Source organism: Mesorhizobium sp. WSM4904 (assembly GCF_029674545.1).
Lineage (GTDB): Bacteria > Pseudomonadota > Alphaproteobacteria > Rhizobiales > Rhizobiaceae > Mesorhizobium.
The window spans coordinates 3,812,075-3,825,314 of the sequence record NZ_CP121354.1; the positions used below are offsets into that span (position 1 = coordinate 3,812,075).

At 65.0% G+C, this 13,240-nt stretch carries 12 protein-coding genes; 11 read left to right on the forward strand and 1 reads right to left on the reverse strand.

What is annotated here, in order from left to right; translation table 11 throughout:
• Nucleotides 1–11: 11 nt before the first annotated feature.
• Nucleotides 12–938: a hypothetical protein gene (locus QAZ47_RS18155; protein ID WP_278230276.1), complete on the reverse strand. Its 927-nt coding sequence runs from the start codon at nucleotides 936–938 to the stop codon at nucleotides 12–14.
• Between QAZ47_RS18155 and QAZ47_RS18160 the strand changes: the two genes are divergently transcribed.
• The 11 genes from QAZ47_RS18160 to QAZ47_RS18210 all read left to right on the forward strand — a co-directional run bounded on the left by QAZ47_RS18160 (nucleotide 903) and on the right by QAZ47_RS18210 (nucleotide 13,194).
• On the forward strand, nucleotides 903–3,770 hold the full coding sequence (locus tag QAZ47_RS18160) for an SPOR domain-containing protein (RefSeq protein WP_278230277.1): 2,868 nt from the start codon (nucleotides 903–905) through the stop codon (nucleotides 3,768–3,770). The two genes, QAZ47_RS18155 and QAZ47_RS18160, sit on opposite strands and share 36 nt — an antisense overlap.
• A gap of 132 nt (nucleotides 3,771–3,902) precedes the next feature.
• On the forward strand, nucleotides 3,903–4,922 hold the full coding sequence (nagZ, locus tag QAZ47_RS18165; protein WP_278202105.1) for a beta-N-acetylhexosaminidase: 1,020 nt from the start codon (nucleotides 3,903–3,905) through the stop codon (nucleotides 4,920–4,922).
• Nucleotides 4,923–4,984: 62 nt separating this feature from the next.
• A complete protein-coding gene (locus QAZ47_RS18170; RefSeq protein WP_278233821.1) occupies nucleotides 4,985–5,785 on the forward strand; it encodes a ScpA family protein in 801 nt (266 codons plus the stop codon).
• Nucleotides 5,782–6,537, forward strand: coding sequence for an SMC-Scp complex subunit ScpB (gene scpB, locus QAZ47_RS18175; RefSeq protein WP_278230278.1), 756 nt, complete (start codon nucleotides 5,782–5,784; stop codon nucleotides 6,535–6,537). The genes QAZ47_RS18170 and scpB overlap by 4 nt, the downstream gene beginning before the upstream one ends.
• A 181-nt stretch (nucleotides 6,538–6,718) precedes the next feature.
• Nucleotides 6,719–6,937: a twin-arginine translocase TatA/TatE family subunit gene (locus QAZ47_RS18180; RefSeq protein ID WP_278073029.1), complete on the forward strand. Its 219-nt coding sequence runs from the start codon at nucleotides 6,719–6,721 to the stop codon at nucleotides 6,935–6,937.
• A gap of 44 nt (nucleotides 6,938–6,981) precedes the next feature.
• Nucleotides 6,982–7,695 carry a Sec-independent protein translocase protein TatB gene (gene tatB, locus QAZ47_RS18185; protein ID WP_278230279.1) on the forward strand — a complete coding sequence of 238 codons (714 nt, stop codon included), beginning with the start codon at nucleotides 6,982–6,984 and terminating at the stop codon, nucleotides 7,693–7,695.
• Nucleotides 7,692–8,555, forward strand: a complete 864-nt coding sequence (tatC, locus tag QAZ47_RS18190; RefSeq protein WP_278230280.1) for a twin-arginine translocase subunit TatC — start codon at nucleotides 7,692–7,694, stop codon at nucleotides 8,553–8,555. The genes tatB and tatC overlap by 4 nt, the downstream gene beginning before the upstream one ends.
• A 109-nt stretch (nucleotides 8,556–8,664) precedes the next feature.
• Entirely contained in the window at nucleotides 8,665–9,969 is a 1,305-nt protein-coding gene (serS, locus tag QAZ47_RS18195; protein ID WP_278230281.1) for a serine--tRNA ligase, read from the forward strand.
• A gap of 4 nt (nucleotides 9,970–9,973) precedes the next feature.
• The gene (gene surE / locus QAZ47_RS18200; protein WP_278073033.1) at nucleotides 9,974–10,732 is read left to right on the forward strand and encodes a 5'/3'-nucleotidase SurE; all 759 of its coding nucleotides are present in this window, start codon (nucleotides 9,974–9,976) and stop codon (nucleotides 10,730–10,732) included.
• The gene (locus QAZ47_RS18205; RefSeq protein WP_278073034.1) at nucleotides 10,729–11,376 is read left to right on the forward strand and encodes a protein-L-isoaspartate(D-aspartate) O-methyltransferase; all 648 of its coding nucleotides are present in this window, start codon (nucleotides 10,729–10,731) and stop codon (nucleotides 11,374–11,376) included. Before surE ends, QAZ47_RS18205 begins: the two co-directional genes overlap by 4 nt.
• Nucleotides 11,377–11,664: 288 nt before the next feature.
• The gene (locus QAZ47_RS18210) at nucleotides 11,665–13,194 is read left to right on the forward strand and encodes a peptidoglycan DD-metalloendopeptidase family protein (RefSeq protein WP_278230282.1); all 1,530 of its coding nucleotides are present in this window, start codon (nucleotides 11,665–11,667) and stop codon (nucleotides 13,192–13,194) included.
• Nucleotides 13,195–13,240 lie beyond the last annotated feature (46 nt).

Sequence of the window (13,240 nt, forward strand, 5' to 3'; positions counted from 1 at the left end):
TAAAAAACCTGTCACCTTTTGCCCACATTGCGCTGGTAGGGCCAACCCTGCGCGACGTCCATGGCGTCCGACTGTGTGCGAGTTTGGGAACAATAATGGCAGACAGAACCCAGCTGAAAGTAGCCGAAAACAACCACATCGCTGACGACGATCCGTTCGCGGAACTGACCCGGATCATGGGTTTCGACCCGCGTCAGCCGGTCAGGCCGCAGACGCCGGCGGTCGCGAAGGCTGCGCCGGCAAACCAGGCTGCGGAAGACACAGATTTCGACATCGACCTCGAAAAGGAGCTGATGGGCGAATTCGACGTTGCCGAGGAAAGCGCGCCGGTCGCGCAACAGGCGGTCCAGCACGAGCCGGCTTACGACGCCGCCACCGCCGCTCTCACCGACGACGAGCTTGCCGCTTCTTTCGAGCAGGACTTCGTCTTTGACGACGCGGCCGATCACGCCCACTTTGCCGCGCCCCGCGCGCCGGAGCCTGCCGCCCACATTGACTTCGACGATGATTTCGACAAGGCGGTCGCGGGCTCCTTGGAAGTCTCGCCTCTTGAGGACGAAGTCTCGCCTCTTGAGGACGAGGTTTCGCCTCTTGAGGAAGATCTTTCCATCGACCAGGAAATGGCAGCCTCGCTGGATGACGGCTTCCGGTCCGGCCATCACGAGGCCGATGCGGGCCACGGCGCCACCGCGGCAGTCGAGCCTGCGGCCGAGGCGGCATTCGATGCCGATTTCGACAACGCGGTCCAGATGTCGCTCGAGGACGAGCTGGCGTTCGATGACCGCGAGATCGAGCAGACCGGGTCCGCTGACGTTCAACCGGTCGAAGCTCACGCCGCCGACCAGCCGATCGCCGCTGAGGATTTCGACAGCCAATTCGATCAGGCGCAGTTTGATCAGGAAATGGCCGATGTCGACACGGATTTCGATCAGCCGCACGACCTGACCCTGGAACGGGAATTGTCGGTCGAGAACGAGCAGCCACAGGCTGTCGATGACGAGCAGCCGCAGGCTGTCTCGAACGAGCAGCCGCAGGCTGTCGAAGCACCTGTGGAGACAGCGCGTTTCGCCGCCGATCCCGAGCCCGTTGCCGATATCGAGCCCGTTGCCGATCACGAAGCAGCGGCGGAACAGGTCATCGAAGACGATTTCGAGCTCAGCTTCCGTGACGCCCTTGCCGAGGAGCCGGAAGTCCCCGCCACTAATCCTGAACCGGTCGCCGATCACCAGACCGCAACCGATCAGGCCTTCGAAGACGACTTCGAACTCAACTTCGGTGACGCTCTTGCCGAGGAGCCGGAAGTTTCCGCAGTCGGGCCCGTCGCGGCTGAGCCGTCATTCGAGGATCCTGCTCCGGCCGTCGCGGCCCTGGTTCCGCCGGTCGCCGCAGTCGAACCGGCCAAGCCGGTTGCCGCCTCTGCCGAGCGAAGCCTGGAAGACGAGCTCAATGCGCTGCTCGGCGCCATGACCGCGCGGCCTATCCCGGTTGCGCCTGTTCCGGCCGCCCCCGCTCCAGTCGTCAAGGAACCCGCTCCGGCACCGCAACCGGCCAGCCACGCCGGCCCGCAGGCTGCCGTCGCCGACGATCTCGACTGGGACCTCGATGAGCACGAGCCGGCGCGCGACGAGCAGACCGCCCGGCCTGCCGATCTCGATGGGCTGCTCGCCGGCGAACTCGACCAGCAGGGCTTCGAAGACACGGCGGTCGAACAGAATGCCGAGCCGAGCATCGATTTCGACGACGAGGCATTCGATGCCGCCTTCGCCAAGGGCATAGAGCAGGACGCGCCGGTCGCGCCCGCCGAGCCGGACCGGTCGTGGAGCCGCGTGACGCCGGTCGCCGCGCCGGCGCAAGCGTCGTTCGCGCCGCAACCGCAGACGGCTTCATCGCCGCAGATCGCGGCTCCCGCCTATCGCGACGAGCCGGTGAAAGACTATTTCGCCTACGCCAAACCCGCTTCGTCGCCGCAGATGGCAGCGCCTGCCTATCGCGACGAGCCGGCGAAGGACTACACCGCTTACGCCAAGCCAGCCTCGGCGCCGCAGCCTCGCCATCAGGAGGAAATGCCCGATGTCGAGACCGTCGACGTGCCGGAGCGCGTCGTGGCGCTGGCCGACGATCTCGATATCCCGGAACTCAGCTTCGAGGAAGATCAGCCGGCGGCACCCGCCTATGATGATCTCGATGCCGAGTTTGCGGGCCTGCTCAACGAGATGAACGCGACCGAGATCGCAGCGGCTCCGGTGCAGAGCCGGGGTTATGACGACGATTCCTACAATACCGGATTCAAGGCCGGCTACGATCGTCGCGAGTTGCGTGCGGAGACGACCGCCGCTCCGGCGGCTGCGTCCCATGCCGCGGCCGCGAGCGAGTTCGATGCCGATGATTTGCCCGGCAGCCGTCCGGTTTCGCAGGCTGACGACTTTGCAGTCGACGAGCTCGACTACGATCCCGAGCTCGATGAGGCTATGACCGTGCCGGGCTTTGCCGAGCGCGAAGCCGCAAAGCCGCGCAGCCGCGGCTTCATGGTCGCCGCGCTCGTCGGTGCCGCGGTGATTGCCGGCGGTCTCGGTGCTCTTGCCTTCTCCTTCGGCGGCAAGGGCGGCGGCGAGGCGCCCGTGATCGTCAAGGCCGACAATTCGCCGATCAAGGTCAAGCCGGACAATCCGGGTGGCGCCGTGGTGCCGAACCAGGACAACAAGGTCTATGACGCCGTGGCCAAGGGTGGTGCGGCCAAGCCCGCCGAGCCGGTGCAGCAGAAACTGGTGACAAACGTCGAGGAGCCGATCGACGTGGCGTCCAAGGAGCCGCCGCAGAGCCGGATCGTCGACCTTTCGCCTGATGACACCGATGCAGCGCCGGGCACGGACGCAGCGGGCAATGCGAACGCGGCTGCGCCGGCTCCGCAGGTGGTTGCACCGGCTCCGGACGCAGTTGCGCCGGCTCCGGACGCAGTTGCGCCGGCTCCGGACGCAGTTGCGCCGGCTCCGAACACAGTGACGCCAGTTGGTGCGCAAGCGGATGCGCCCAAGAGCGCCCAGCCGGCTGCTCCGGCGCCGAAGTCGGAGGACCGCATCGCGCAGGTGCTGCAGGAGGCCGACAAAGGGACCAGCAACGATGTCGTCGCCGTTGCGCCGCGCAAGGTCAAGACCATGATGGTGAAGCCTGATGGCTCGCTGGTTCCGCACGAGGATCCGGCTCCCGTCGCGCCGAAAGTCGCGGCGACCGAACCAGCCGATCCGGTGCCGCAGCGCGTGGCTCCGGCAGGGCAGGGCGACGCCCAGCCTACGGGAACCGTCACGCCGGCGACCGATCAGACAGCCGATCAGGTCGATTCCGGTCAGGACGAGACCGCCAAGCCGGCGAAACCCGCTGCCGCGCCGAAGGCCGAGGCCAAGGCTCAGTCGACCAACACGCCGGCGAAGGTGCCGGTGGCGCCGCCGCGCCCGTCCGACCAGCCGGTCGACATTGTCGGCGAGGTCAAGCCCGACAAGGTCGCCTCCATCGATCCTGCTGCTGCAGGCGGTGGCTCGTGGTCGATGCAGGTCGCCTCGCAGCCGACGGTTGAAAGCGCCCAGTCGACCTATCAGGACCTGCAGCGCCGCTACGGCAGCGTGCTTTCCGGGCACAAGGCCAACATCGTCAAGGCGGAGATCGCTGGCAAGGGCACGTTCTACCGCGTCCGCGTTCCGGCGCAGTCACGCAATGACGCGATCAACCTGTGCACCAGCTACAAGGCGGCCGGCGGTACCTGCTTCGTCTCACGCTGACCGTTCGAACATCTCAAAGCCGGCGCCGCCGCAAGGTCGCGCCGGCCTTTCGTTGTGGACGGCTCACGGCTTGCGGGCGCCGTCAGGCAGGGGTGATTCCCTTTGCTTGGCCAAAGCTTTAAGGTTTCATTCATGACCGAATCAAAATCCATGATCCTCGGCTGCGCCGGGAAATCCCTCACTGAAGAGGAAATCCGCTTCTATCGCGATGAACGGCCATGGGGCTTCATCCTGTTTGCCCGCAACATCGGTGAGACTGGGCAGATCCGCGACCTGGTCGCCTCGATGCGCGACTGCGTCGGGCGTCCGGATGCCCCGGTCTTCATCGACCAGGAAGGCGGCCGGGTGCAGAGGCTGCGTCCGCCGCTGGCGCCCAATTATCCCGCCGGCGGCGCGCTCGGCGCCCTTTGGCGCGACGACCGCGAGGCCGGCCGCCGCGCCGCTTGGCTCTTGGCGCGGCTGCATGCCTTCGATCTGCTGCGCCACGGGATCACTGCCGATTGCCTGCCGGTGCTCGATGTGCCGGTCGAAGGTGCCTCCGACGTCATCGGCGCGCGTGCCTATGGCAGGGAGCCCGAGGCCGTGATCGAGCTTGGCCGGGCTTCGGCCGAAGGCTTGATGTCGGGCGGCGTCCTGCCGGTCATGAAGCATATTCCCGGCCACGGCCGTGCCTTCGCCGATACGCATTTCGCGCTGCCGACGGTCGATACGCCGCTTGCCGAATTGCGGGGACATGATTTCGCCCCGTTCAAGGCGCTCAACCATCTGCCGATGGCGATGACGGCGCATGTCGTCTACAGCGCCGTCGACCCGGACAATCCGGCAACGACCTCGGCCAAGGTCGTCAACGAGGTGATCCGCGGCGAGATCGGCTTCGACGGGCTCTTGATGAGCGACGACACGTCGATGAAGGCACTTTCTGGGGATTTCCCGACAAAGGCGGCCGCGATCCTTGCGGCCGGCGTCGATCTCGTCCTTCACTGCAACGGCGTTTTCGAGGAAATGTCAGGGATCGCGTCGCGCACGACGGCGCTCGAGGGCAAGTCCCTGGCGAGAGCGGAGCGGGCGCTGACCTATATCAAGAGCCGCGACGTCGCCGACGAAACCGCGATACGCGCGGAATTCGCCACCTATTTCGAAGCGGTGGCCTGAACCGAAGGAAAGAAAGGCAAGTGGCGGAGACATTGGACAGCAAGGCCGCGAAGGCCGCACCGATGGACCGTCTGTGGGCCGAGAACGACGATTCACGTCTGACCGGCGATCCTTCTCTGGTGGTCGACGTGGCCGGCTTCGAGGGCCCACTCGATCTTCTGCTGCATCTTGCCCGCAACCAGAAGGTCGATCTGGCACGCATTTCCATCCTGGCGTTGGCCGAGCAGTATCTGGCCTTCATCGAGAAGGTGAGGGTGCTCAGACTGGAGCTCGCCGCCGACTACCTGGTGATGGCGGCATGGCTCGCCTTCCTCAAGTCGAAGCTCTTGATCCCGAAACAGCCGGGCGAAGAGGGTGAGAGCGGCGAGGAACTGGCGGCGGTGCTGCAGTTCCGGCTGAAGCGGCTGGAAGCGATGCGCGATGCCGCCGCGAGGCTGGTCAACCGCAACCGGCTCGGTCGCGACGTCTTCGCGCGCGGCATGCCGGAAATGGTGATCATCGAGAAGCGCAACGCCTATTCGGCCTCGCTCTACGATCTTCTGACCGCCTATGCGCAGCAGCGCCAGCGGCAGGCGATCAACAACGTGACGATCGCCCGGCGCGCCGTCTGGTCCTTGAAGGACGCGCGCGAAGTGCTGGCGCGGCTGGTCGGGACGGTCGGCGACTGGACGGCGCTCGACAGCTTCCTGATCCAATATCTGGCGGCGCCGGAGGAGAGGCGCACGGCGGTCGCCAGTTCCTTTGCCGCGACGCTCGAAATGGTGCGCGAAGGCAAACTGGAAGTGCGGCAGGATCAGGTTTTCGCGCCGATCTATCTGCGCGGCCGCGCACAAGGGGTCAAGGCAGTCGAGGTGGCATCATGAGCGAGCGCGCCAACGCTTCGGTCATTCCGTTCAAGGTCGAGGACGAGCCGGAAGACGAGATGGCCGAACAGGGTTCTATCGAGAACCCCGCCGAGCGGCTGCAGTTGTCGGAAGCCGTCCGCATGGCCGAGGCGATCATCTTCGCCAGCGCCGAGCCGGTCAGCGAAAGGCAATTGGCGGCGCGCCTGCCCGAGGGCGTCAACATAGCGGCGGCAATGGCCGATCTCCAGGAAATCTATGCCAAGCGCGGGGTGAACCTGGTGCGGGTCGGCGACGCCTGGGCATTCCGGACCGCCGGCGATCTCGCCTTCCTGATGAGCAGGGACTCGGTCCAGCAGAGAAAACTTTCGCGCGCGGCGCTCGAGGTGCTGGCGATCATCGCCTACCACCAGCCGGTCACCCGCGCCGAGATCGAGGACATCAGGGGCGTCGAGACCTCCAAGGGCACGCTGGACACGCTGCTGGAAACGGAGTGGGTCAGGATGCGTGGCCGTCGCCGCACGCCCGGCCGCCCTGTTACCTATGGCACCACCGATGCCTTCCTCGACCATTTCGCACTGGAGGAAATCCGCGACCTGCCCGGCATGGAAGAGTTGAAGGGCGCCGGGCTCCTGTCGACGCGCATGCCCTCCAATTTCTCGATCCCGATGCCGCCGGCCGATCCGGAGGCGCTTGCCGAGGACGAGGATGCCCTGACGGATATCGACCTCGAGGAGCTTGGGCTGCTCACGCCGCGCGTCACCGAAGAGTGAGCGCAAAACCGGCCGCGAATGGTCTATGGGGGAAAGCCTGCGCGGATTCGTAGCAAGGCGCTCACGCCGAAAATGCGTGACATCGGCTAGCCATTTTATCAACTTCATTGCGGTTGTGTTTGAATCCCTGAGCGAAAACGCATAGATCATCGCCGAGGGAAAACATTCGAGAGAGATTGTTATGGGTTCACTATCGATATGGCACTGGCTGATCGTTCTGGTCATCGTGCTGCTGCTGTTCGGCCGCGGCAAGCTGCCGGAGCTGATGGGCGACATGGCCAAGGGCATCAAGAGCTTCAAGAAGGGCATGGCTGACGACGATGCCGACGACAAGCGTACCGTCGAGCATCGTGCCGACGAGACCGTTTCGCCGGGCAAGGAAAAGGTCAGCAAGAGCTGAGCCCCAGGCTCTCGTTGGAACAGCTCTCGTTGGAATAGATCGCCATGTTCGAAGTCGGTTGGAGCGAACTGCTGGTGATCGCGGTCGTCATGATCGTGGTCGTCGGGCCGAAGGATTTGCCCAACATGCTGCGCACTTTCGGCCGCACAGCGGCCAAACTGCGCGCCATGGCGGCCGATTTCCAGAAGCAGTTCAACGACGCCTTAAAGGAGGCCGAACTCGACGACGTCAAGAGTTCGGTCGACAGTCTTCGCGGCCTCAATCCGATGACCGAAATCCGCAAGCAGCTCAATCCGTTCGAGCAGGCGGCCGCTGATGTGCGGGCGGGCGTCGATACGATGATGAAGCCCAAGTCGGCCGATGCGGCGGCATCGACGCCGCAAGCGGCCGAGCCGCTCAAAAACGGCGCAACCGAAATGCCTGGCGTCAACGGGACTGAAGCGGCTGCGGCCGCGCCGATCTTTCCGGCAATGACCGACGCGGCCGTGACCGCGCCGATTGTCGCGACGGCTACGCCCGCCCAGCCGTTGAAAAAGGCGGCGGCGCCGAAGGCGAAGGCGGCCGGTGCCGCGACGAAGGCAGCATCGACCAAGGCTCCCGCGGCGAAGATCCCGACAAAATCCGCGCCGGCTTCGGCAAAGGCGGTAGCGCCCGCCAAGAAGATGGCGCCCAAGGCTGAAGCCAAACCCACTGCGGCGAAGAAGCCGGCTGCAAAGAAGGTCGCCGACACCAAGAAGACGGCGGGAGCCGCCAAGTGAGCGTTTCGGATCAGGAAAGAGACGAGATCGAGAAATCGTCGGCACCGCTGATCGAGCACCTCATCGAGCTGCGCCGGCGGCTGATCTGGTCGCTGGGCGGCTTCTTCATCGCGTTTCTCGTCTGCTTCTTCTTCGCCAAGCGCCTGTTCAACCTTCTGGTCATCCCGTTCAAATGGGCGACGCAATGGGCCGGGCTCGACCCGCACAAGGTCGAGCTGATCTACACGGCGCCGCAGGAGTTCTTCTTCACTCAGGTGAAGCTTGCCATGTTCGGCGGCATGGTCATCGCCTTCCCGCTGATCGCCACGCAGATATACAAGTTCATCGCGCCAGGCCTCTACAAGAACGAGCGCAGCGCCTTCCTGCCGTTCCTGATCGCGTCGCCCATCCTGTTCCTGATGGGAGCCTCGCTGGTCTATTTCTTCTTCACGCCGATGGTGATGTGGTTCTTCCTCGCCATGCAGCAGGTCGGCACCAACGACCAGGTGCAGATATCGCTGCTGCCGAAGGTATCGGAATATCTCAGCCTGATCATGACGCTGATCTTCTCCTTCGGCCTAGTGTTCCAACTGCCGGTGGTGACCAGCCTTTTGACGCGCGTCGGACTCTTGTCCTCGCGGGCACTGGCCGAGAAGCGCAAATGGGCGATCGTCATCGCCTTCGTCGTCGCCGCGGTGCTGACCCCGCCCGACCCGATGAGCCAGATCGGCCTCGCCCTTCCGACCATCGTGCTCTACGAGGTCGCCATCTTCTCCTCGCGCATGATCGAGCGCAGCCAGGAGCGTGACCGCCTGGCACGCGAGCGGCGGGAGAGCGGCGGCACGGTTGCCGACAAGGCGCCGGACACCTCGTCAAGCTGAGACGACGCGGCGTCGGGGCCGGAAAATAGCGGCCTCTTCGGCATGCCAGCTTGCATCGATGACGGATGCGGTTTACGCCCTCGAACCTTAGTTTGAGGACGGATCAATCATGCTTGACATCAAATGGATTCGCGAAAATCCAATCGCTCTTGTCGATGCGCTGGTGAAGCGCTCGTGGTCGGCAGGCGAGGCGCAGTCCACCGTCGATGAGCTGATCGCCAGGGATGAGGCGCGGCGCGCGCATCTCAGCGAACTGCAGGTCAAGCAGGAGCGCCGTAACGCCGCCTCGAAGGAGATCGGCAACGCCATGCGTTCGGGCGACGCTGCGTTGGCGGAAAAGCTCAAGGGCGAAGTCAGCGATATCAAGGCCTTCATCCAGAACGGCGAGGCGCGCGAGCGCGAGCTCGACAAGGCGCTGAACGACGCTCTCGCGGTGTTGCCCAATGTTCCGCTCGATGACGTGCCGGTCGGCAAGGACGAGCACGACAACGTCGTCAAGCGCATCGTCGGCGAGGTGCCGACGCGCCCGAACTGGGTGAAGGAGCATTTCGAAATCGGCGAAGCGCTCGGCATGATGGATTTCGAGCGGGCGGCGAAACTGTCGGGATCGCGCTTCACGGTGCTGAAGAGCCAGCTCGCGCGCATGGAGCGGGCCATCGGCCAGTTCATGCTTGATCTCCACACGACCGAACATGGCTATGAAGAGATCCAGCCGCCTCTGATGGTGCGCGACGAGGTCCTGTTCGGCACCAACCAATTGCCGAAATTCGAGCTCGATCTGTTCTTCACGCCGCATGGCGACGGCCGCCTTGGCCTGATCCCAACCGCTGAGGTGCCGCTCACCAACCTCGTGCGCGAGGAGATCACGGCCCATGAAAAGCTGCCGCTGCGCTACACGGCGCTGACGCCGTGCTTCCGCTCGGAAGCGGGCTCCGCCGGCCGCGACACGCGCGGCATGCTGCGCCAGCACCAATTCTACAAGGTCGAGTTGGTCTCGATCACCGATCAGGAAAGCTCGCTCGCCGAGCATGAGCGCATGACGCAATGCGCCGAGGAAGTGCTGAAGCGCCTCGGCCTGCCGTTCCGCACGGTGACGCTCTGCACCGGCGACATGGGTTTTGGCGCGCGCAAGACCTATGACATCGAGGTCTGGCTGCCGGGCCAGAACGCCTATCGCGAAATCTCGTCCTGCTCGGTCTGCGGCGACTTCCAGGCGCGGCGCATGGATGCCCGCTACAAGGACAAGGACGGCAAGGGCAACCGCTTCGTCCACACCCTCAACGGTTCGGGCACCGCGGTCGGCCGCGCTCTTATTGCCGTCATGGAAAACTACCAGAATGAGGACGGCAGCGTAACCATTCCTGAAGTGCTGCGGCCTTACATGGGTGGCCTCGCCAAGATCGAATCGAAATGAGTCCATGCGCATCCTGCTGACCAACGATGACGGCATCCATGCCGAGGGGCTGGCGTCGCTCGAACGCATCGCCCGCACGCTCTCGGATGATGTCTGGGTGGTGGCGCCCGAGCAGGACCAGTCGGGCTATGCGCATTCGCTGTCGATCTCGGAGCCGCTGCGACTGAGGACGGTCGGCGAGAAGCATTACGCCGTGCGCGGCACGCCGACCGACTGCGTCATCATGGGCACGAAAAAGATCCTGCCAGGACCGCCCGACCTCATCCTGTCGGGCGTCAATTCCGGGGCCAACATCGCTGACGACGTCACCTATTCCGGCACCGTTGCCGGTGCCATGGAAGGCGCGCTGCTCGGCGTGCGCTCGATCGCGGTGAGCCAGGCCTATTCCTATGTCGGCGAGGACCGCGTCGTTCCTTACGAGACGACGGAGGCGCTGGCGCCGGCGCTGCTCAAGAAGCTGATCGCGACGCCGCTGCCGGACGGGGTTCTGCTCAATGTCAATTTCCCGAACTGCGCGCCCGACGAAATCGAGGGCACGGTCGTCACCTCGCAGGGCAAGCTGGTGCACAGCCTCTGGGTGGATGAGCGCCGCGACGGTCGCGGCCTGCCTTACTATTGGCTGCGCTTCGGCCGCGAGCCGGTCGAAGGCAAGAAGGGCACCGACCTCCATGCGTTGCGCAACCGGCTGGTGTCGGTGACGCCGCTGCAGCTCGACCTCACCGCCCATGAACTCCGCGACCAGCTGACCAAGGCCCTGTCATGACCATGGACGACCGCGAAGGTTTTGCCGCTTTCCTGCTCCGTCTGCGCGGCCGGGGCACGGCGCCGAAGGCGTTGATCGCCGCCTTCGAGGCGACGCCGCGGCGCGGTTTCCTGTCCGCGCAATTTCATTCGATCGCCTGGTCGGAGGGCATGCTGCCGATCGAATGCGGCGAAGCGATCGAGGGTGCGGACCTGCAGGCGGCGGTGATCGCGGCTTTAGCCATCGAGCCGGGCAACCGCGTGCTCGAGATCGGCACCGGGTCGGGATATACGGCTGCGGTGATGTCCAGGCTTGCCGCGCGCGTCGTGACCGTCGACCGCTACAAGACCTTGACCGAACAGGCAAAGCAGCGCTTCGAGGCGCTTGGCATCGGCAATGTCATCGCGCGCCAGGCGGACGCCTCCAATGGCTTGCCCAACGAAGGGCCGTTCGACCGTATCCTCGCCTGGGCGGCCTTCGACAGCCTGCCGCGCTTCCTGCTCGACCAATTGTCGAGCGGCGGCATCGTCATCGCGCCGATCGGCCCGGAAGAGGGCGAGCAGGTGCTGGCCAAGCTCACCAAGGTCGGCAGCCGTTTCGAGCGCGAGGACATCGGCATGGTCAGGCTGCAGCCGATCCTGCGCAGCGTCGCCGCGGTCATCTAGCGGGGTTGGATTCAGGTGAGGGCCGGCCTGCAAATGGCGGCTTCCTGCGCTTCCGGCCTTCGCCGGCGGAAGTATCCATAGCATAAGAGTGGCGTGGCAGTTACGCTCCGATCCGGCTCTCAGAGACGATCATTCCCGACTCGGCCTGACCTGAATCTCAGTCCGCCCCGAGGCACCCCAAAAAAGTTTTAAGAAAATTTTCGCCGGATTCTAATGGGTTAACCGGCCAGTAACATTAACGCGCTTTAATCAAGACCAGTTTGTACCGGGTCTGTGCGGGTTACTGCGATGCAATTCAATAGTTTGAAGGCAAACGGACGCAATCTGGCGCGCGGCTGCGCCGTCCTCATGATCGCCGGCGCGGCGGCCGGGTGCAGCTCGCAGGCCATGCGCTTCAATGGTGTCGACGACGTGTTCACCTCGTCCACCAACAACCAGCGCGCCATCATCAACAAGCAGGGTGTCGACCAGCCCTATCCGGGCGATACGGTCGCGCCGGCGCCGGTAGACGGCAGTCATACTCAGTCGGTGAGCCGCTCCAGCCTCGAGCCGGTGACCTCACAGCAGCTGCCGCCGCCCTCGGCGCCGGCAGCGCCCGCCAAGCCGATGCGTATCGCTTCAGCCCCGGCGCTGGCGCCAGCTCCCGCCGCGCCGCATCTCGACAAGGCGACTACCGGCACCATCGCGCCGGCCGCGAAGCCATTCAAGACCGCCGAGCCCGATGCCGTGCGCAACGCAAGTGCCGCGCCGCACGCCACCGAGATCGTGGTGAGGGAAGGCGAGACGATTTCCGGTCTCGCACGGCAATATCATGTGCCGGCCGATGCGATCATCAAGGTCAATGGGCTCGATGCCAACAAGGGCATCAGGACAGGCCAGAAGATCGTCATCCCCGCCTACGCCTATTCGAGCAAGGCCGGGCCGAAGGTTGCCGACGCCACCAAGCCCGTCACGCCGAAGCAGCCTGCCGGCGTGCCGGAGAAGGTTGCCGTTTTGCCGCAGCAGCCGAAGCTCAAGGATGGCAAGTCCGCCGCGCAGGTCGATGCATCGGCTGCCGCCAGCGGCTCGAAGAACGCCAAGCCCACGCCGCAGATGGCTGAGGCAAAGCCGGCGGGCGCCGGCGGCACCTACACCGTCCAGCAGGGCGATTCCCTGTCTTCCATCGCCCGGAAGACTGGTGTCAGCGCCACGGCGCTCAAGCAGGCCAACGGCATGAAGGACAGCCTCTTGAAGATCGGCCAGACGCTCAAGGTTCCGGCCGGCGGTACCGTTGCCGTCGCCGCCGCCAAGCCCGCCGCGACCAAGCCGGCCGTCGATCCGGTGACGACGGCGACCACGCCGGCGCCGGCAAAGACCACGCCATCAGAGACGCTCGCTTCCTACACGCCGCCGAAGAAGGACGCCAAGGTCATCCAGCAGGCCGAGGACGACGAAGCGGTGGCGCCGGATGCAACCGGCATCGGCAAGATGCGCTGGCCGGTGCGCGGCCGCGTCATCTCCGGCTTCGGCTCCGGCAAGGACGGCGTCGACATCGCGGTGCCGGAAGGAACGCCGATCAAGGCGGCCGAGAACGGTGTCGTCATCTATGCCGGCGACGGCCTCAAGGAGTTCGGCAACACGGTGCTGGTGCGCCATGAGAACGGCCTGGTCACCGTCTATGGCCATGCCAGCTCGATCGAGGTGCAGCGTGGCCAGAAGGTCAAGCGCGGCCAGGAGATCGCGCTGTCCGGGATGAGCGGCACGACGGACTCGCCGAAGCTGCACTTCGAGGTGCGCAAGAACTCCGCCCCCGTCGATCCGAGCGGCTATCTCGAATAGAACAAGAACAATTGCGGGCCGCCTGACCTCCAGTCCGGCCCGCCGT